19 protein-coding genes and 1 pseudogene are annotated in these 17,971 nt (G+C 66.7%); 10 read left to right on the forward strand and 10 right to left on the reverse strand.

The window, feature by feature from the left end; genetic code table 11:
• The first annotated feature begins 327 nt into the window (after window positions 1–327).
• The 4 genes and pseudogenes from DDF67_RS02965 to DDF67_RS25675 all read left to right on the forward strand — a co-directional run bounded on the left by DDF67_RS02965 (window position 328) and on the right by DDF67_RS25675 (window position 5,420).
• Window positions 328–663, forward strand: coding sequence for a hypothetical protein (locus tag DDF67_RS02965; protein ID WP_146197941.1), 336 nt, complete (start codon window positions 328–330; stop codon window positions 661–663).
• Window positions 664–1,012: 349 nt separating this feature from the next.
• Window positions 1,013–1,219: pseudogene (locus DDF67_RS02970) on the forward strand (Na+/H+ antiporter NhaA); the annotation flags it as partial.
• Between the two features lie 116 nt (window positions 1,220–1,335).
• Window positions 1,336–1,842: a pyridoxamine 5'-phosphate oxidase family protein gene (locus tag DDF67_RS02975; protein ID WP_199229130.1), complete on the forward strand. Its 507-nt coding sequence runs from the start codon at window positions 1,336–1,338 to the stop codon at window positions 1,840–1,842.
• Between the two features lie 233 nt (window positions 1,843–2,075).
• Window positions 2,076–5,420 carry a PAS domain S-box protein gene (locus DDF67_RS25675; protein WP_199229131.1) on the forward strand — a complete coding sequence of 1,115 codons (3,345 nt, stop codon included), beginning with the start codon at window positions 2,076–2,078 and terminating at the stop codon, window positions 5,418–5,420.
• 125 nt (window positions 5,421–5,545) lie between these two features.
• Here DDF67_RS25675 and dinB read toward each other — a convergent pair whose 3' ends face one another.
• Complete coding sequence (gene dinB, locus DDF67_RS02995; protein ID WP_109099468.1) at window positions 5,546–6,613, reverse strand: DNA polymerase IV; 1,068 nt, start codon at window positions 6,611–6,613, stop codon at window positions 5,546–5,548.
• Window positions 6,614–6,668: 55 nt separating this feature from the next.
• Window positions 6,669–7,040, reverse strand: a complete 372-nt coding sequence (locus tag DDF67_RS03000; RefSeq protein WP_109099469.1) for a helix-turn-helix domain-containing protein — start codon at window positions 7,038–7,040, stop codon at window positions 6,669–6,671.
• Window positions 7,041–7,594: 554 nt separating this feature from the next.
• Here DDF67_RS03000 and DDF67_RS03005 point away from each other — a divergent pair.
• The 4 genes from DDF67_RS03005 to DDF67_RS25440 all read left to right on the forward strand — a co-directional run bounded on the left by DDF67_RS03005 (window position 7,595) and on the right by DDF67_RS25440 (window position 10,079).
• Window positions 7,595–8,356 (forward strand): histidine phosphatase family protein, encoded by a 762-nt coding sequence (locus DDF67_RS03005; RefSeq protein WP_109099470.1) that lies wholly within the window; start codon window positions 7,595–7,597, stop codon window positions 8,354–8,356.
• The gene (locus tag DDF67_RS03010) at window positions 8,353–9,183 is read left to right on the forward strand and encodes an NAD(P)H-hydrate dehydratase (RefSeq protein WP_109099471.1); all 831 of its coding nucleotides are present in this window, start codon (window positions 8,353–8,355) and stop codon (window positions 9,181–9,183) included. The genes DDF67_RS03005 and DDF67_RS03010 overlap by 4 nt, the downstream gene beginning before the upstream one ends.
• Window positions 9,184–9,586: 403 nt before the next feature.
• Window positions 9,587–9,856 (forward strand): hypothetical protein, encoded by a 270-nt coding sequence (locus DDF67_RS03015; protein ID WP_109099472.1) that lies wholly within the window; start codon window positions 9,587–9,589, stop codon window positions 9,854–9,856.
• A gap of 73 nt (window positions 9,857–9,929) precedes the next feature.
• The gene (locus DDF67_RS25440) at window positions 9,930–10,079 is read left to right on the forward strand and encodes a hypothetical protein (protein WP_158277978.1); all 150 of its coding nucleotides are present in this window, start codon (window positions 9,930–9,932) and stop codon (window positions 10,077–10,079) included.
• 86 nt (window positions 10,080–10,165) lie between these two features.
• Here the strand turns inward: DDF67_RS25440 and DDF67_RS03020 are convergent, their stop codons facing one another.
• From DDF67_RS03020 to DDF67_RS03030, 3 genes are all read right to left on the reverse strand, one after another.
• A complete protein-coding gene (locus DDF67_RS03020; RefSeq protein WP_109099473.1) occupies window positions 10,166–10,924 on the reverse strand; it encodes a hypothetical protein in 759 nt (252 codons plus the stop codon).
• Window positions 10,921–11,229: a hypothetical protein gene (locus tag DDF67_RS03025; RefSeq protein ID WP_109099474.1), complete on the reverse strand. Its 309-nt coding sequence runs from the start codon at window positions 11,227–11,229 to the stop codon at window positions 10,921–10,923. The genes DDF67_RS03020 and DDF67_RS03025 overlap by 4 nt, the downstream gene beginning before the upstream one ends.
• 62 nt (window positions 11,230–11,291) lie before the next feature.
• Window positions 11,292–12,323, reverse strand: coding sequence for a ParB/RepB/Spo0J family partition protein (locus DDF67_RS03030; RefSeq protein WP_109099475.1), 1,032 nt, complete (start codon window positions 12,321–12,323; stop codon window positions 11,292–11,294).
• A gap of 370 nt (window positions 12,324–12,693) precedes the next feature.
• On the opposite strand from DDF67_RS03030, the gene DDF67_RS03035 reads away from it, so the two are divergent.
• Window positions 12,694–12,918, forward strand: a complete 225-nt coding sequence (locus DDF67_RS03035) for a hypothetical protein (protein WP_146197942.1) — start codon at window positions 12,694–12,696, stop codon at window positions 12,916–12,918.
• 203 nt (window positions 12,919–13,121) lie between these two features.
• Here the strand turns inward: DDF67_RS03035 and DDF67_RS25680 are convergent, their stop codons facing one another.
• The 5 genes from DDF67_RS25680 to DDF67_RS03060 form a co-directional block, all read right to left on the reverse strand.
• The gene (locus DDF67_RS25680; protein ID WP_109099477.1) at window positions 13,122–13,964 is read right to left on the reverse strand and encodes a Fic/DOC family protein; all 843 of its coding nucleotides are present in this window, start codon (window positions 13,962–13,964) and stop codon (window positions 13,122–13,124) included.
• 83 nt (window positions 13,965–14,047) lie between these two features.
• Entirely contained in the window at window positions 14,048–14,239 is a 192-nt protein-coding gene (locus tag DDF67_RS03045; protein ID WP_101714475.1) for a hypothetical protein, read from the reverse strand.
• Window positions 14,240–14,316: 77 nt separating this feature from the next.
• Window positions 14,317–14,691, reverse strand: a complete 375-nt coding sequence (locus DDF67_RS25450) for a DUF3768 domain-containing protein (protein WP_158277979.1) — start codon at window positions 14,689–14,691, stop codon at window positions 14,317–14,319.
• A gap of 267 nt (window positions 14,692–14,958) precedes the next feature.
• Window positions 14,959–15,591, reverse strand: a complete 633-nt coding sequence (gene fixJ / locus DDF67_RS03055; protein WP_269845431.1) for a response regulator FixJ — start codon at window positions 15,589–15,591, stop codon at window positions 14,959–14,961.
• Window positions 15,581–17,011 (reverse strand): PAS domain-containing sensor histidine kinase, encoded by a 1,431-nt coding sequence (locus tag DDF67_RS03060; protein WP_233247526.1) that lies wholly within the window; start codon window positions 17,009–17,011, stop codon window positions 15,581–15,583. The genes fixJ and DDF67_RS03060 overlap by 11 nt, the downstream gene beginning before the upstream one ends.
• 196 nt (window positions 17,012–17,207) lie before the next feature.
• On the opposite strand from DDF67_RS03060, the gene DDF67_RS03065 reads away from it, so the two are divergent.
• Entirely contained in the window at window positions 17,208–17,897 is a 690-nt protein-coding gene (locus DDF67_RS03065; RefSeq protein WP_109099480.1) for an alternative oxidase, read from the forward strand.
• Window positions 17,898–17,971: the final 74 nt, after the last annotated feature.

Below are 17,971 nucleotides of genomic sequence, written 5' to 3' on the forward strand. Positions count from 1 at the left end.
GGGCCGCGGCGAGGGCCCGGCTGCTCGCCGAGCCGCTAGCGACCACCATGCCGGCCTCGTCAACCGACCAATGCCACGCGGCGGCGCTGCGCCGGAGTGAAAAAGCAAAAGCTCGATCCGCGGACCGCATCGACGATCTCCCTGACCCTGGGAGCTGCAAACGGCGCCTTTCGATCCCTGTTCCAGCGCTTAACATTTGGCCGTTCCGCGACGGCGCGCGCTGACGCCGTGGCGGCCCGGGGGCAGGCGAGAGCCGCCTTCATTTGATCGGGTGCCGAACATCAGACGCCCAGCCGCGTTGTCCTGGCCTGTCGAAGGAGGATGGCCATGGCGAACGGCAAGGATCCGCAGACCGCGGACGGCTTGGGCGGCGTTCACAAGGTAGGCCAGGGGCGTCAGCCCGCTGGCGCCGCGCCGCGTGATCCAGAGCCCGTCGCGGTCGTCGAAGGTCGTCGCGCGGGCTTTTCCCGTCTGGTGGAAGACCCTGATCAACTGAGCAAGGTGGTTCATACGATCGGGGCGGGCGTCGAGCCGCCCAACGACTCCGACGCTCGGGAATCGACCCTGCTGCCGGCCCGCACGCCAAAGGCGCCGTTTCAGGACGCCCAGATCTCGCCCGACGAGCCGTCGGTATGGACCGCCGCCAGGACGCCACCGCGCTAGCTTGCGGTCCTTGGGACGTCGCTTGGTCAAGAGGAGGGTGCTTGCCAGCCACGATAGGATCTCACGGCCGAGCTTTTGGCGTCGTAAAACAAGGCCTGGTCTGATGATCGGGACTATTGCTAAGGGGGAGTCTCTTGCGTCGCCGCATGAGCGAAGTCTCGTCGGGCCCTGCCTTGGGACCCTAGCGTTCGCTTCGCGCTGCCGCCAGTTGAGCGATCTTGAGCGGGAGGATGCGGCCCGGCACGCTAGAGTCGTGCGGCATTGAACCGGGCCGCCGGCGTTCCCAGGACTGTGAGCCTTTGTCCGGACGGCAGGGAATATCGCGCCAAGCGCCCCTGTTCCATCATCGGCTACCGCGTGGCTCCAGCTCTACGGCGTCAGCCTGCTCTGCGGCATCGGCTTCACCATGAGCCTGTTCATCGGCCTGCTAGCCTTCCCCGACCCGGCGCTCCAGGACGAGGTGAAGGTGGGGGTGCTTATCGGCTCCTTGGTCTCTGCGCTTACCGGAGCCGGACTGCTGATGATCGCCAAGCGATGGATATCCGTGCCGGATTGAATTGAGCATCGACGCTACCGCCTGGCTGCGATCCGCGCGGAGCACTGCGCTGCTTGGACGTCAGCAACGGGCTTGCGCGCGGAACGTTTAGGCGCTTCCACACCAAGGAGGCGTCCGTGAAAGAGCGGCAGGACGACAATCTCAAATCGCCCGAAGAGGTGCGCGATCGCATCTGGGAGCTGGCCAAGAAGATCGACATCTGCATGTTCACCACCTGGGACGGCAGCGAGCAGCAGAGCCGGCCGCTCTCGGCCCGCGTGCGCCAGGACGAGCACGCCATCTACTTCCTGGTCGATGAGAGCGGCGAGAAGAACGCTCAGCTTGAGCGGTATCCCGCCGTCTCCTGCGCCTGGGCAGATAATGGAAACTACAAATATGTGCTCGTCTCCGGCCAGGCCCGGCTGACCAACGACCGCGCCAAGATCACTGAGCTCTGGAGCAAGGCCGACGAGGCCTGGTGGGAAGACGCCAACGATCCGACGATCCGGCTACTGACCGTCGCGCCCGAGCGCGGCGAGCTGTGGGACAGCCCCGGCAAGGCGGTCGCCCTCGTCAAGATGGTCGCGGCTGTCGTGACCGGCGGCGCCCCGGAAATGGGCGACAACGCCAAAGTCACGCTCTAGCCGCTTCGGGTGAGCGCCGCCTTGGCGACGCTCACCCGGTTGAGCCTGATCTCGCGCTCGCCGCCGCCGTTGGTGTCCGGGCCGGCGTTGCGGGGTCTTGCGGGTTTGTTTTTTCGCACCGTCGATCAACTCCGGTGTGCGGGCGAAGACGTCGGCGGCGCATCAGGTGAGACAGAGACAGTTTCGCGGAATGGGGCTATTCGCGGAGGAGGCTTCAGCGCGCGTGGGACACCTTGGACGACGATATTCTCGAAGGCGGCGTGCCGGATTTGCGCAACGATCTTCGGCGCGCTCTTGATGAGCTGGCCCGGACAAGAACGGCGCTGGCCGCCAGCGATGCAGGGCGTCGCCAGGCCGAACAGAGACTGCTGGCCATCGAGGCGCGATATCGCCTGGCCGCCCGCGCGACCAGCGACGCCATCTGGGACTGGGATTTCGCGACCAGCCATGTGCCCTGGAACGCGGCGCTTCACGACACCTTTGGCTGGGTGGTGGACGAGATCGACCCCACCGGCGCCTGGTGGCTGGCGCACATCCATCCCGACGACCGCGCGCGTGTCGACGCCAGCATCCATGCGGTGATCGAGGGCGGGGCCGAGAGCTGGAGCGATCAGTACCGCTTCCAGCGCGCCGATGGGCGCTATGCTTCGGTCTTCGACCGCGGCCACGTCATCCGCGACCCAAGCGGGCGATCAACGCGCATGATCGGCGCCATGCTCGACATGACCGAGCTGCAAGCCAGCCGCGAGGCCCTCGCCATCAGCGAAGAGCGTCTGCGCCTGGCGACGGAGGCGGCCGATGTCGGCTTCTGGGACGTTGACCTGGTCGCCGACCGCCTGATCTGGCCGCCGGTTGTCAAGCACATGTTCGGCATCTCTTCGGACGCGCCCGTGTCGATGGCGGATTTCTACGCCGGCTTGCACCCTGACGATCGTGAAGCCACGTCAGCGGCTTTCGAGGCGGCCGCCGATCCGACCCAGAAGGCTGTCTATGAGGTCGACTATCGCACGATCGGCAAGGAGGACGGCGTCGTGCGCTGGGTCACCGCCAAGGGGCGCGGCGTATTTGACGGCGAGGGCCGATGCACGCGAGTGGTCGGCACGGCTATCGATATCACCCAGCGCAAACGGGCCGAGGAGGCCGTGCGCGCCAGCGAGAAACGCCTGCGTTTCTTGAGGGAGCTGGACGAAGCCCTGCAGTCTGCGGTCGATGCGCCTACGGCCATGATGGTCGCCGCCGAACGGCTGGCGCGGCTCCTGGGCGTTTCGCGGTGCGCCTATGCGGACGTCGATGCCGATAGCGACCGCTTCATCATCCGCGACGACTACGTGGCTGCAGGCGTCGCCAGTTCGGCGGGCGTCTACAGCCTTGATCTGTTCGGTTCACGCGCCGCCGCCGACATGCGCGAAGGGCGAACCCTCGTGGTCCGGGACGTGCCGGGCGAACTGGCCCCAGCCGACGGCCCCGACATGTTCCTGTCGATAGGCGTCAACGCGATCATCTGCTGCCCGCTGGTCAAGGATGACCGTCTGGTCGCGATGATGGCCGTCCATCAGGATCGCCCGCGATCCTGGCGAGAGGACGAGATCAAGCTGGTCGAGGCCGTCGTCGAGCGCTGCTGGTCTCACGTTCAGCGCGTTGGCGCCGAGGCCCGGCTGCGCGACAGCGAGGCGCGCTATCGGACCCTGTTCGAAGCGGTGGACGTCGGCTTTTGCGTCGTGGAGATGAAATTCGAGGGCGAGCGCGCCGTCGACTATCGCTTCGAGGAAGGCAATCCTGCTTTCGAGCGGCAGGCTGGACTGACGGACGCCGTCGGCCAGTGGGCCAGCGTCCTGGTGCCCAATCTCGAGCAGAAATGGTTCGATATCTACGGTCAGGTCGCGCGCAGCGGTGAGGCTGTTCGGTTCGAGCAAGGGTCCCACGCCATGGGGCGTTGGTTCGACGTGCACGCCTTCGCTACCGGGGGTCCCAACCGGGTCGCGATCCTGTTTAACGACATCAGCGCCCGCAAGGCGGTTGAGAACCGCCTTCGTGATCTGAACGAGACGCTGGAAGGACAGGTCGCCGCCCGCACCGCCGAACTGCGGCGCTACCGCGACATCGTCGAGGCGACGACCGCACCGATCTGCGCCTTCGACACCGACTATCGGCTGATCGCCTTCAACAAGGCTCACAACGACGAGTTTCGACGGGTCAATGGCTTCGACACGAAGCTTGGCGATGTGTTGCCGGACCTGTTCATTCCCGAGCAGGCCACGACGATGCGCGCCCTGATGGCGCGGGCCCTGGCGGGCGAAGGTTTCACGGAAATCGCTGCCTTCGGCCGCCCCGAGTTTGGGCAGCCGTATTGGGAAATTAGCTACACGCCCTTGCGCGACGAGGCTGGAAACATCCTCGGCGCCTTCCATGTGGCGACGGACATCTCCGATCGGCTTCGCGCCGAGAGGGAACTGGCCAGTGCACAGGACGCCCTGCGGCAGAGCCAGAAGATGGAAGCCATGGGCAGCCTGACAGGCGGCGTGGCGCATGATTTCAACAATCTTCTGACCCCGATCGTGGGCGGCCTGGACATGCTTCAGCGACGGGGCGTTGGCGGCTCTCGGGAGCAGCGGCTGATAGAAGGCGCGCTCCATTCGGCCGAACGGGCCAAGACGCTCGTGCAGCGCCTGCTCGCCTTCGCACGAAGACAACCACTTCAGCCGCGGCCTGTCGACATCGGTTCGCTCGTTTCGGGCATGGCCGAACTGGTCGCCAGCACCTCCGGGCCCCAGACGCGGGTGAGCGTCCAGGTGGATAAGGATCTTCCCGCCGCTGTCGCCGACCAAAACCAGTTGGAGATGGCGATCCTGAACCTCAGCGTGAATGCACGCGACGCCATGCCTCAGGGCGGACGGCTGACCGTCGCCGCGCGGGCCGTCGATCTGGGCGCCGGCCATCGCACCGGCCTGGCCCCCGGACGGTATGTCTGCTTGTCGGTCGCTGACACCGGCGCAGGCATGGATGCCGACACTTTGAAGCGCGCCATCGAACCCTTCTTCTCGACCAAAGGCCTGGGCAAGGGCACGGGCCTGGGCCTTTCGATGGTCCATGGCCTTGCCGCCCAGCTTGGCGGCGCGCTGTCGATCGATAGTCAACCCGGCCGTGGAACCCAGGTGGAATTGTGGTTGCCGACCACAGCAGGGGCTGTCGAAGGCGCCGCATCCTCCGCGACCGTCGTCGTGAACTCCGGCGCGGGTCGAGCGCTTCTGGTCGACGACGAGGATGTCGTGCGCGCCAGCACGGCCGATATGCTTACCGAGCTTGGCTATGAGGTTGTCGAAGCAGTCTCGGCCGAGGATGCATTGCGCCTGCTGGACGAGGGCCTAAGCGTCGATCTCCTGGTCACCGATCATCTGATGCCAGGCAAGAACGGAACCGACTTGGCGCGCGATTTCCTGCAGCGCTCTCGCACGGCCCGGGTGCTTGTGGTTTCTGGCTATGCCGAAGTCGAAGGCGTCGCGCCGGATCTGCCGCGGCTGGTCAAGCCCTTCCGCTTGGCTGAACTCGCCGCCCGCCTGGCTGAAGGCGTCTCTCAGTAAGCTCCGATAGGGTGTTCGAACATCTTAAATCAGGGGCGCTGTCGGCCTTTATGGCGGGCGATGCACCTTCAGTTTCTGGAGGCGCTCAAACGGGCTGGCGCGCTCTGGCCGACAGGCTCTACCACCTAGACCAGCAGTGGGGCCTGGGCGCGGGTTGCTGCTTCGAAGTTGGAGACGGTGACGCCCAACAGGCGCACGCCGGCCCGCAATGGAAAGACCGACCGCACGAGGTCTTGGGAAAGGCGCTGCAGAAGGGCTGAATCTTCGATCGCGCTAGCCGCCGAGCGGGCGCGGGTGGCCTGCTGGAAGTCGGCGTACTTGATCTTCACCGTGACGGTGCGGCCGAACGCCTGGGTCTTCTGGCACCAGGAAAAGACCTTCTCCGCAAGGGCCGCCACCTCGGTCTCGATGCGGACCTGATCAAGAAGGTCGGTCTCGAAAGTCGTCTCCGAGCCCGAGGACTTGCGCTCCCGGCTGGGATTGACCGCGCGCTCGTCAACGCCCCGGGCGATGCCGTGAAACCAGGGCCCCGATTTGCCGAAGTGCTGCTGTAGGAAGGCCAGGGACTGGCGCGCCAGATCCTCGCCGGTGTGGACGCCCAGCCGTTTCATCTTGGCCTCGGTCACCGCGCCCACGCCATGGAAGCGGCCGATCGGCAAGCTCGCCACGAAGGCTTGGCCCTGGCCCGGCGCGACCACGAACTGGCCGTCGGGCTTGTTCTGGTCGCTCGCCATCTTGGCCAGGAACTTGTTGTAGGAAATTCCAGCCGAGGCCGTCAGGCCCGTCTCCTGGCGGATACGGGCGCGGATGAGCCTGGCGGTCTCGGTGGCGCTGCCGACGCCCGCCTTGTCGCCGCTGACGTCGAGATAGGCTTCGTCCAGCGACAGCGGCTCGATGGCGTCGGCATAGTCGGCGAAGACCTCGTGGATCTGGCGCGAGACGGAGCGATAGACGTCCATGCGATGGGGTACGAAGACGAGCTGGGGGCATTTGCGCAAGGCCGTGCTGGAGGGCATGGCCGAACGCACGCCGAACTTGCGGGCCTCGTAGCTGGCCGCTGCGATCACCCCGCGCGCGGCCGGTGAGCCGACCACGACGGGTTTTCCGCGCAGGCTCGGGTCATCGCGCTGTTCGACCGACGCATAGAAGGCGTCCATGTCGATGTGAATGATCTTTCGCGCCGGCGACTCCATGCGCCAGCTCTAGCACCACGCGAACGTAACGGGAACTTTCGGGTTCGGCCCAGCCTCAGGGCTGGTCGCCCCAGGAGGCTGCCAGGCGGAAGATTTCCGCCCGAACGGCTGGCGGCATCCGAAGGGCCGCCTGCATGAAACCGCTCGCTCCATCGACCTGGCAAAAGCGCGCCAGGAGGTCTTCGCCCCGATCCGTCTCCAGGCCGGCGAAGAAGGCCATGACCGGAACTTGGAGGGCGCGCGCCATTTCCACGAGCTTGGAGACGCTGATCCGGTTCTCACCGCATTCGTATTTCTGAATCTGCTGGAAGGTGAGCCCGATCGCGGCGGCCAGATCCTCCTGCGAAACGCCCTTGGCGCGGCGGTGGCCGCGGAGCAAGGCGCCCACATGCCGGTCGAGGGTCTGGCTGGGGGCGGACTCTTTCATGCTTTCTCCAGGCCCTGCATTGGCCGGTAAAGCCGCCCGCCGATCAAGGTCTGGAGAATCTTTGGCCGGACAGGTGATCAATCGTGCCAAAGGCCACCCAACGCAGATCCGTACGCGGAACAAGCGGGGGCTCTGAGGCGTAGTACAATCAAGCATTTCTGAAGCAGGATGCGGCTTTGGCGATGTGAAGAGCCAATAGCGGAGGGCGTTGTCGTGCCTGACGAAAATCAAGGCGTTCATTTGTCGCCATTCGAACTTGCGACGATTGTGATGGGGGCGGATCGGACATCGATCTCGCTGCTGTCTTCCTGGCTCTTAAAGCAGTGATGGCCTGACGCTGGTCAGCGTCAGGCCGCCCCAGCAAGGCAATACCAGGCCTAGCGCCTGGACCGCTCGCCATTGGGCTTGAGCGCCGCCGCGCCCCGGCTGCCGCCGGGGCGCCTTCGCGCTTTGAATTAACCTGGGATTTGGTCAATCAGGCAATCGAGCGCGCCGGCGGGCGGACCTTGTCTGGTGTTCAGCGAACCAGCGCGGATTTGAGGTGTTGTTGCGGCATGGAACAACGCTGGCCCGCCGTCCTCTGGATCGTCCGCCACGGCCAGAGCGCCGGCAACGTGGCGCGGGACGCGGCCGATGCGGCCGGCGTGGGGCGCATCGACATCGCTGATCGCGACATGGACGTGCCGTTGAGCGAGCTTGGTCATGAGCAAGCGCAGGCACTGGGCGGGTGGTTCGCGTCCATGCCGGCTAGCGAGCGTCCCAGAACCTTGATGGCCTCGCCCTATCGGCGCGCCGTGGAGACCAGTCAGGCGATCAGGGCCGCTGGCGGTCTGGAACGGCTCGATCATCGCTTCTGCATCGACGAGCGTCTGCGCGAGAAGGAGTTCGGCGTGCTCGACCGTCTGACGCGCGTCGGGATCGAGGCCCAGTTTCCCGACCAGGCGGAGTTTCGCCGCTTGCTCGGCAAGTTCTACCACCGGCCGCCAGGCGGGGAGAGCTGGTGCGACGTCATCCTGCGCCTGCGCAGCCTGCTCGACACCATCAGCCTGCATCACGGCGGCGACCGGGTCGTCATCGTCGCTCATCAGGTCGTGGTGCTCTGCCTGCGTTACCTGCTGGAGAGCCTGACCGAAGAGCAAATCCTGGCCATTGATCGGCAGGCCGACATCGCCAACTGCGGCGTCACCGAATATCGCTTCGATCCCGGCTGCGGCGTCGACGGCGGTCTGAGGTTGGCGCGGTACAATTTCACCGCGCCGCTCGAGGGCGAAACGGCGGTCACCGATGCGCCCGACGCCAACGTGGCCGCCCGATGAGCCAGATTATCGGGATAGACGCCGTCTGGGCCCGCGCGCACCGGCTGCCGCATCCTGGCGATGGCGGCAAGGAGGCGCGCGGCCGGGTGCTCGTCGTCGGCGGCGGGATCGAACTGGTCGGCGCCGGCCGGCTGGCGGGAGAGGCGGCTCTTCGCGCCGGCGCCGGCAAGCTGCAACTGACCGCGCCGGCCGAGGCGATCGCGGTGATGAGCCTTGCCGTTCCGGAGGCGCGCGTGCTGCGCCTGCCCGACGACGGCAAGCCGGACGAGGCGCTCGTTGAGGCCCTCGATCAGGCCGACGCGGTGTTGATCGGCCCGGGCATGGAGAAGAGCCTGGAGGATCTCGCTAAGCACCTTAGCCGCCGCGTGCGAGCGTCGCTCGTGCTCGACGCCGGCGGCCTGGCGGCTGCGGAATGTGCGGGCGCTGAGGTGCGGGTGTTGACGCCCCACGCCGGTGAGATGGCCACGCTCCTGGGTAAGGAGAAAAGCCAGGTCGAGGCCGATCCCGTCGCCGCGGCCAGAGAGGCGGCTCGGCGGTTTGGAGCGGCCGTCGTCATGAAGGGGGCGCGGACGGTCGTCGTCATGCCGGACGGACGGGTCGCACGCTATGCCGGCGGCGGCCCTGGTCTTGGCGTCTCCGGGTCCGGCGACGTGCTCGCTGGTGTGATCGCCGGATTGCTGGCGCGGGGCGTGGCCCCCTTCGAGGCCTCGGCCTGGGGCGTTTACCTGCATGGGGAAGCTGGCCGACGCCTGGCCGAGCGCGTGGGCGTCCTGGGTTTCCTGGCAAGAGAGATCGCCGCCGAAATCCCAAGGTTGCTTGATGCTTGAGCGCGCGCGCCCAGTCCATCAATCTTAGCCTGCGGGGGCTCGTGGCCAAGCGCTTCGCGGCCCGGCGCCTCCAGGGAGCGCCGCCCAAATCGGCTCGCTAGACATCGTTGTCGCCGCGCCCAAACGGGCGGCCGCACTGACGGCGTGGGGCGTTCGCCGAAATCTTTTCGCCGAAAGGGAGGGCGAGCCCGGGAAAAGCTCGAAGCGCTGAACCGGCGAAGCCGCGCAGCGCGCCGGCCCAACGCCGCGAGCGCCAGGATTGTCGGCTAGGGGCTCGCGTCGCTGGTCGCTCGGGCCCTGAAGGCGCGCAAGCGGGCCTGAGGGAACGGTCGGTAGGCAGGCGGCGTTTGGGCCGCTTCATGATGCGCCGATCGGCGCTCTGTCCACCGACCTCGAGGATTTCATGCGCGGCGCACTTGGCGTTTTCATCGTTCGGCCGAACCCGGACGCCGGTTGGAGCCTTTCGGACGCCGACAACGGTGAGGTGCTAGTCTTCGAAAGCGGCGGTCAAGCCGAGCGCTTGGCCATGGCGTTGGCCAGGCAGGCCCACGCAACTCACGGGGCCGGAGAGGTTTGGGTCTACGATCGGCTCGATCGCATAGTCGGACGCTGGCGCGTTGCCGCAGTGGGTATGGCGCTCGCCGACGTCGACGAGACGGCCAAGGCGGCCTGATCGGCCGGGCGGCTCGTATGAGCCTGGCCGACTTGCTTGGGAACGCCCGCGGCGATCGTGATTTTCATCGACCATGAAGACCTTTGTCACCATGACCGAAAAGCCCGCCCGTGATCGCTTCCAAGGCGCGTACTGGAGTGCTTTGATGGGCGTCGACACCAAGCGGGTGCGCGCCTTTATCGCCGCCTTGAAGACCCAATCAGGCCCGGGTTCGGTTCAGTAGAGCCACGCCGCCTCGCTCTTTGATCACCGGGCGTCCTTGGCTTAGTGAGCCCGTTGCCGCTCGGTCGGAGGTCCGGAGGCTGAGCGTCAGAGGCCGCCGCGGACCTGACGCCGCTTGAAGACCAAGCCCTGCCAAGCCGCGCTGGCGGCGATCACCACGGCGCAGGCCAGAGCGATCGACGCTACCTGGGGCTTGGCGTCATGCTCGGCGGCGTAAACGGCGACGAGCCCCCAGGCGGGCGGCAAGCCGTAGGGCCAGAGCCGTGGCTGGCGCAGCACGACGAGTACGACCGTCAGGGCGATGACCAATGCGCCGATCGCGAAGCTGCGCGAGCCAGCGGCGATCAGGCGCTCGGCGGTCAGGACGGTGAGAATGTTGAGGACGCTGGCGATGGTCAGCCACCCCGCCAGAAGGCACAGCGGCCACCAGGCCAGCATGAGGGCCCGTAAGCTGACTTCGGGCGCCGCGGGACTGGCGCGTGACAGCGCCAAGGTCAGTATGAAAGCCGAGGCGACGATGATCAGGACGCTTGCCCAACGGCCATTCAGGGCCGAGGCCCAGATCCACAGGCCTGTGCCGGAGATCGCAGCGACCGCCGGCCAGGAGAGCAACTTCAGGGCTTGGTCGGAGCGTTGACGTGGGGCGGCCTGGTAGAAGGCGTAGGCGATCAGCCCGCCATAGATCACCGACCAGATCGAGAAGGCGTAGCCGGCGGCCCGAAGCGTGGCGTCGCCCGCCTGAGAGAACTGGCTCGCGTTGAGGCCAATATCGAAGACCGCCTGAGCTATCGGCGAGGCGATGGCGAAGACCACCGCCGCCAGGATGGATATCTGTGCGCGGCTCATCGCTCTTGGCCGCGCTTGTCGTCGGCGGCCCGGGGCGCACCGGGCGGGACGTAGAGCCCGGTAGCGGCGCCGGCGAGCCAGTTGGCCGCCCTCAGACGCGGGCCGTGCTTGGCGCAGGGGTCGCCACCTGCTTGTTTTATCCGCGGTTTGTCCTTGGCCATTGTCGAGGCCACGGCGTCACCGAAAGGTTCGGCGAACTGCATGGCGTCGCCGATCCGGCTCATCGACGGCTTGTCCGTCCCGATCGGCGTGGCGTTGCGATTCCAGACCAGGGCCGAGGCCTGAACCCCGTCCACAAGGATCATCTCGGCTTCAGCGCCTAGCCCGCCGACCGCGCCAGGAAGGCGAAGACCTATCGGCCCTGGGATCAGAAAGCCGCTGGCCGCCGATAGCGCCGAGGCGGCCCTGCCGGTGGGCGTTGGGCCGACTCATCCGTCTCGTCCTCGGCCGCCTCCAGCGCTTGCATCTCGGCGGTTAGGGCTTCGATCTGACGGAGCACCTCAGGCGTCAGGGGCGCGAGCGTGGGATAGGCGCGCCCGAAGGTCTGAGACAGGCTGTAGTCGAAGCGCAGGATGGTCTCCACCCACGCCCAGCCTTCCGGCGCCAGCGCCTTGGCCTGGGTTTCCAGGGCCTCCACAGCCAGCCGCTCCAGCAGGGTCAGATCGGTGATGTAACCCGCATCATCGGCCTGGGCGAAAAGGTCTTGGGAAACCTCGCCTCCGGCCGCGCGATAGGCCTCCAGACCCACGAACTTTGCCGTGGCGTTGTTCTGGCTGTTGACCCGGCCGCCGACCAGACGCTGCTTGACGCGGTAGGCCTGACGGTCGTGTTCGGGGAAGTCGAAATAGGCCGCTTCCTGGGCGGCCTGATCATCGGTCAGGGTAAAGGCCGCCATGTGATCCAGGTTGATTTCATCCGCGCGGAAGAGCGCCATGAGACGGGGCGACACCGTGGCAAGCTTCAGCCGCCTCTCCACGATCCGAGGCGCGATCGAATAGCGCTCGGCGATCTCCGAGACCGTCTTGCCGGTTTGGCTGAGGGCGTGGAACGCGGCGAACTGGTCGGCCGGGTGCGGGGCCTGTCGCACGGCGTTTTCAGCAATGCTCTCCTCCAAGGCGGTCGCCTCGTCGGGGCAGACGACGCAGGGGACCGGGAACGAGCGGGCGATGTCCTTGCGCTGCGCCAGGACGTTCAAGGCCCGCAGACGCCGCCCGCCGACGTGGACCTCGAACTTGCCCGTGGCCTTGCCGTTCTGCTGCTGGGCGGTGACCCGCAGGTTCTGCAGCACCGTCTTGGTCGCGCCGATGTCGGCCACCAGATCGCCGATCTCGACCTCACCTTGGCGCATGTTGTTGGGCGACAGAACCAGCTTGGAGAGTTGGATTTCACGAACGGTCATCGGTTGAACTCCGTCTTGGGGTTGGGGTCGATGCTTTGCGCATCTACCCCTGCCCGCCGGCGAGGCTGGGGGTAGCAACCGGGGGACGGACGGGGGAAGGGGGATCACCCGGCCTGCACGCAGCAAAGCGAAGGAAGGCCGGGCCCCCCCCCCGTACGGTCGGAGCGGAGCGGAGACTTCATCCCCCGGGCGCGAGGGGCGACCGCCCCTTAGCCTCTTGTCAGGCCAGGCGGGGGCGCCGCCCGCGATGGGCCGCGGCCTGGGGCCGCCAAGAGAAAAGGCGCCAGTCCGATGGTTAGGGCGTGCTATCGATGTGATGAAAGCGGCGGGAAGCTAAAGCCCAAGCCCATGCCACCCCGCAATGACCGTAATGGAAGACACCTACACCTTCATCGGTGCGATGAAGGACGGCTCCACGGTGTTCATGGACATTGCAGCCCTAAACAGCGAGACGCTCGCCCGTCAGCACTGCCATGCGCTGCTTCACGAGCACGACTCCGGCGATCTGGTCGAGTTGTGGCGCGGGGCGGCGCTCATCGCCAAGATCGACCGAGAAGTTCTGTCCGGTCAGGGACCAGCCGCTATCAGCGGCTGAGCCAAAATCTTGGCGACGCGCTACGCGCGGTCCCTGACCTCAGGCCGAAAGGTTTGCACGTGCAAACTCCCCGCCCTATCCTGGACGGCCAGAACTCCACCGCGCACGGCGCCAGCTAAGTCGCTGGCGCCTTGGCGGTCCTCGCTTGCTCTGTGGGGGAGCCGCTCGGCCCACCATCCCCGTGGATTTCTGGCCAGACGGAGCTAGCGGTCCTTGTCGGAAGGAAGAGGGTCAGAAGGGGACGGGGCTTGTTCCTGGGCGGCGTTTCGCCAAGCCTGCTCCTTGGAGACCTCGACGATCGTTCGGCCTGCCCGCAAATGTTCGGCGACCTGGTGGCGGGCCTTCTCCAGCAACCGCGCTTGAGCCTCGGCGTCATGGGCCATGGCTGATCCGACGACAGCGGCGATCTTGTCCAGGTTCGCCCAAGCCGCCTGGAAGCTTCCGTCGCCACTGGCCAGCGCCGCCTCGCGGCTCATCGCCAAGAACTGCGCTGCCCGTTCAGGGCCGCGACCGTTTTCCGCCAACTGCAGGGTCTGGATCCGCGCCAGGATCAGCTGCGCCATAGGCGCGGTGTTGGCCGCCTCAAAGCCAATCCGCGAGGCCTCGTACCAGGCCGCCTGGTCCTCGGGCCGGATCGCGAATTCAAAGCCCGCTCGTTCGGCCACGCCGCCGAGCCATACGCGCCGGGCGCGCCCGTTGCCCTCGATGAAGGGATGGGCTGCATTGATCTCGGTGATGAACTCCGCCGCCTTGGCCGCGAAGGCTTCCGGGCCCAGGCCCTTCAACTCACCGGCCGCGCGAAAAGCGGCGAACTGCTTTTCCATCCACGGCCCGATCTGCTCGGGCGGCGCGAACGGGGTGGGTCCGCGCCCCGTCGTATAGGTCCGCTCTTGCCCGGCCCACGTATAGAGGTCCTGGAAGAGGTGATGATGGATCGCCTTGAACCCGGCATAGGTCGGCTCGCCCGCGCGCGGGGGCATGCCTTCTTCGATCCGCGTATCGGTAAAGAGACGTTCGGCCGCGTCGAGCGAGGCTGCATCACGCAAGCCAAGCTCGTTTACCAGGACGCGGCTGTCGGGGTAGAAGACGCGCTCGAACGCGGCGCGCTCATTCGCCTTGCGGTCGCTCGCTAGGCCTTCTGAGCGAAATAACCGCGCAGGGCGTCACGCTTCTGAGCCGGGGTTTTGCCCTCAGCGTCCAGGCGCGCCATCAGCTGGTCGGCCTGGGGATCGCGGCGCACGCCCTCGATGTCGTTGCTCGCGCTCATCTGTTCGCGGCGCCAAGCCACGTCTGCGGGATCGGATGAGGACCAACGGCCCATGGCGAAACTCCTTTGAACGTCCTCGAATATAGCATTGGGGAGGGTAGGGGGCCAGTCCAGGGGACTGGCCCGTCCGGTCAGTATTCGCTGGCCAGCATAATGGTCACAACGCGCCGGGTTAGCTCTGTGCTCCACTTGACGGGCGAGTGCTCGTCACGGTCGGGGCGATAGTAGTCGATCTTCCAAAACAGACGCTCGCCCCACAGCTCAAGAACCCCAAAGTCGCGCTCGCCATAAGGGTCGTCACCTCCGTCGAACGATGCGTATCGGGCGAGGGCCAAGGCCATGACCTGGCCGCGATCCTCCTCCGCCGCGCTCCCGGCCAGCAGGGCGGCAACGCCCCCCATCGCCAGCCACGACGCATTGACCGTGCGCGGCGCCTTGCGGGCCAGATCGTTGAGACGGGCGGTCTCGGCGGTGCGTTCTGCGTCGGTGGAAAACAGTTCGGTCATGAGGGTCTGCAGACGGTTGGATGCCTGGCGCATCAACCCCTGCCCGCCGGCGAGGCGGGGGTAGCAAGCGGACGACCGGGGGAGGGGAGGGGGATCGCCCGAGCTGCACGCCGCCGGCGGAAGGTTGGGGACACCCGGAGGCCGGTCTTCCGCGCGCGAGGGGCCAGGCCCCTTAGAAGACGTCAGGGTGCATCGCCCTGGAGGTACAGATTGCTGACCGCCGCCACCGAACGCCGCCGCGCCGTTCATGAACGTCGAATGATGCTGTTAACGGCCTAACCCGACCAGCAGCGCCTTGCGCACGACCTCCGAGAGGCTCTTGGCCTGCAGCTTGTTCATGACGTTGGCGCGGTAGATCTCGACCGTGCGAGGGCTGATGCCCAGGTCGATGGCGATGGTCTTGTTGGCGTGGCCTTCGACCAGACCGCCGAGCACGTCGCGTTCGCGAGGCGAAAGCGAGGCCACCATCCGCTGGGCCTCGTGCAGAGCCTGGCCGGCTTCGTGCCTGACCTGACCGGTTTCCAGCGCGACGCGCAGGGCGGTCAGCAGCACCTCCTCGTCGAACGGCTTCTCGATGAAATCCGAGACGCCGGCTTTCATCGCCTCGATCGCCAGGGCCACGTCGGCGTGGCCGGTCATCACGATCACCGGATCGTCCCAGCCTTGGCCGCGCAGCCTGCGCACCAGCTCAAGCCCGTTGATTTCGGGCATGCGCACGTCGGTCAGCAGGCAGCCCGAACCCGCCGGCGGAAGCTCGTCCAGAAAGGCCTGAGCGCTGTCGAACAGGCGGAAGGCGATGCGGTTGACCTGCAACAGGAAGCCCAGGGAATCTCGCATGGCGGCGTCGTCATCGACGATATGCACGACCCCGGCGCCATGCGCTCCGGTATTACTCGCCAAGATCCGCCTCCGCCGTCTTGAGTGTGAACTTGAAGGTCGCGCCGCCGCCCAGGGTGTCCTCGGCCCACAGGTGACCGCCGTGGGCCTCGATGATGGTCCTTGAGATCGACAGGCCCACGCCCATGCCGGCAGCCTTGGTGGTCATGAAAGGCGAGAATAGCTGAGCGCGGATCTCGGGCGCGATGCCTGGTCCGGTATCGCTGACGGTGACAAGCGCGTCTTCCGCCGCGCGGCCGACCGCGATGGTAAGCTGGCGACGATCGCAGCCCTCAAGGGCGTCCAGGGCGTTGCGGACCAGGTTGACCACGACCTGCTGGACTTGGACACGGTCGACCAGGACCTCGATGTCGCCGCCGTAGTCGAAGCGGACGTCCACCCCGATCTGCCGCGCCCCGACCAAGGCCAGGGCGGCGGCTTCCTCGACCAGGCGCTGGAGGCTCTCGACCGCGCGCTCGGTCTCCCCACGCGCCACGAAATCGCGCAGACGGCGGATGATATCGCCGGCGCGAAGGGCTTGGTCGTTGGCCCGGCTCAGCGCGTCACGCAGCAGCGCGCGGTCCAGGTCGTCGTTGTCGGCGAGACGGCGCGCGCCCTTGAGATAGTTTGCGATGGCCGAAAGGGGCTGGTTGATCTCGTGGGCCAGGGCCGAGGCCATCTCACCCATCGAGGTCAGGCGCGCGATATGGACCAGCTCGCCCTGCAGCTCCTGCAAGCGAGCCTGGGTGCGCTGGGTCTCGGTCAGGTCACGGACAAAGCCGGTGAACAGCCGCCCGCCAGCGGTCTGGATCTCGCCCACGGCCAGCTCCATCGGAAACGTCGAGCCATCCTTGCGCTCACCGATCACGACGCGGCCCAGGCCGATGATCCGCCGCTCGCCGGTCTGGTAGTAACGCGCCAGGTAGCCGTCGTGCGCGGAGCGATAGGGCTCGGGCATCAACACGCTGACATTGCGGCCCAGCACCTCCCCAGGGGTCCAGCCGAACAGTCGCTGGGCCGTGGCGCTGAAGGCGCGCATCAGGCCCTTCTCGTCGATCAGGACCATGGCTTCAGGCACAGTGTCGAGGATCGACGCCAGGTGAGCTTCGCGCATCCGCAAATCTTCGGTCACGCCCGCAGCGCGCTGGCGCTCGCGGAAGAAGCGCTCGCCGCCGACGCTGATGCTGGCGCCGACCACGGCGTAGAGCGCCGCGCCGACATAATCGCCCATCTCAAGCGGTCGCCGGAACGCGGTCAGGGACACGAACAGCAGGGTCGTGAACAGGATCGCCGCCAGCCCGCCCTTCTGTCCGCGCAACGCCGCCGCCGCGACGATGGCCGGGAAAAAGAAGAGATAGAGCCCGCGCTCGCCCAGCACCGGCTCGAAGACGAGGCGCAGGCACAGCCCGGCGCCGGCGATGCCCAGCACGAGGGCGATCGTCAAAATCGTCTCCCGCCGGTCAGTGGCCAGCAGGCGTTCGGCCGACGGTGTCATAGGGCTCCGAAGCATGGGTGCGACGCAGACCCTAGGGGATTTTCCGTAGGGATCGACCAGAATTTTCCGCGTCAGGGTCGGCGCGTACAACCCTTGTCAACACGGCGACACGAGGTCGCCGGTACTTGAAACAGGGGTAAAGGCCATGACCGGTCCCGCCATCGATCTCAGCATTCACCACAAGCCGGCGGGCGTGTCGGACACCGTCGCCTTCGGCTTCGTCAAGGCGCTACGCTTCTGCGCCGACACCTTCTTCGCCAAGCGCTATGGCCACCGCGCCGTGGTGCTGGAGACGGTCGCGGCCGTGCCCGGCATGGTCGGCGCCACGCTGAACCATCTGAAGTGCCTGCGCCGCATGGAAAGCGACAAGGGCTGGATCAAGACCCTGATGGACGAGGCCGAAAACGAGCGCATGCACCTGATGACCTTCATCGAGGTGGCCAAGCCGACCCTGTTCGAACGCTTCGTCGTCGTGGCCGCCCAATGGGTTTTCTACCTCTTCTTCTTCGCCCTCTACCTGATCAGCTCCAAGACCGCGCACCGCGTGGTCGGCTATTTCGAGGAAGAGGCGGTGATCAGCTACACCCACTACCTCGCCGAAATCGACGAGGGCCGCAGCGAGAACGTGGCCGCGCCGCAGATCGCGCTGGACTACTGGAACCTGCCCGCCGGCAGCACCCTGCGCGACGTGGTCGAGGTGGTCCGGGCCGACGAGGCGCATCACCGCGACGTCAACCACAGCTTCGCCAACGAGCTGGCCGGCATGCCGACGGGCGAGATCGCCCCGTGCCCCCCGCACGTGGTCCTCGAGCCCAACTGGAAGACGGCCGCCTGAGGCTTCCTTCCGAACTCCGACCAAGGGCCGCGCCTCGCAAGGGGCCGGCCTCGTCTTTCTTCTAAGCGGTCGCA

The organism is Caulobacter endophyticus (assembly GCF_003116815.1).
In the GTDB taxonomy this organism is placed as follows: Bacteria; Pseudomonadota; Alphaproteobacteria; order Caulobacterales; family Caulobacteraceae; genus Caulobacter; species Caulobacter endophyticus.

Bases quoted from the DNA above. Each gene is read 5' to 3' on its own strand.
- DDF67_RS02965 (WP_146197941.1), top strand. From the start codon at position 328: ATGGCGAACGGCAAGGATCCGCAGACCGCGGACGGCTTGGGCGGCGTT.
- dinB (WP_109099468.1), bottom strand. From the start codon at position 6,613: ATGGAGTCGCCGGCGCGAAAGATCATTCACATCGACATGGACGCCTTC.
- DDF67_RS03000 (WP_109099469.1), bottom strand. From the start codon at position 7,040: ATGAAAGAGTCCGCCCCCAGCCAGACCCTCGACCGGCATGTGGGCGCC.
- DDF67_RS03005 (WP_109099470.1), top strand. From the start codon at position 7,595: ATGGAACAACGCTGGCCCGCCGTCCTCTGGATCGTCCGCCACGGCCAG.
- DDF67_RS03010 (WP_109099471.1), top strand. From the start codon at position 8,353: ATGAGCCAGATTATCGGGATAGACGCCGTCTGGGCCCGCGCGCACCGG.
- DDF67_RS03015 (WP_109099472.1), top strand. From the start codon at position 9,587: ATGCGCGGCGCACTTGGCGTTTTCATCGTTCGGCCGAACCCGGACGCC.
- DDF67_RS25440 (WP_158277978.1), top strand. From the start codon at position 9,930: ATGAAGACCTTTGTCACCATGACCGAAAAGCCCGCCCGTGATCGCTTC.
- DDF67_RS03020 (WP_109099473.1), bottom strand. From the start codon at position 10,924: ATGAGCCGCGCACAGATATCCATCCTGGCGGCGGTGGTCTTCGCCATC.
- DDF67_RS03025 (WP_109099474.1), bottom strand. From the start codon at position 11,229: ATGATCCTTGTGGACGGGGTTCAGGCCTCGGCCCTGGTCTGGAATCGC.
- DDF67_RS03030 (WP_109099475.1), bottom strand. From the start codon at position 12,323: ATGACCGTTCGTGAAATCCAACTCTCCAAGCTGGTTCTGTCGCCCAAC.
- DDF67_RS03035 (WP_146197942.1), top strand. From the start codon at position 12,694: ATGGAAGACACCTACACCTTCATCGGTGCGATGAAGGACGGCTCCACG.
- DDF67_RS03045 (WP_101714475.1), bottom strand. From the start codon at position 14,239: ATGGGCCGTTGGTCCTCATCCGATCCCGCAGACGTGGCTTGGCGCCGC.
- DDF67_RS25450 (WP_158277979.1), bottom strand. From the start codon at position 14,691: ATGACCGAACTGTTTTCCACCGACGCAGAACGCACCGCCGAGACCGCC.
- DDF67_RS03065 (WP_109099480.1), top strand. From the start codon at position 17,208: ATGACCGGTCCCGCCATCGATCTCAGCATTCACCACAAGCCGGCGGGC.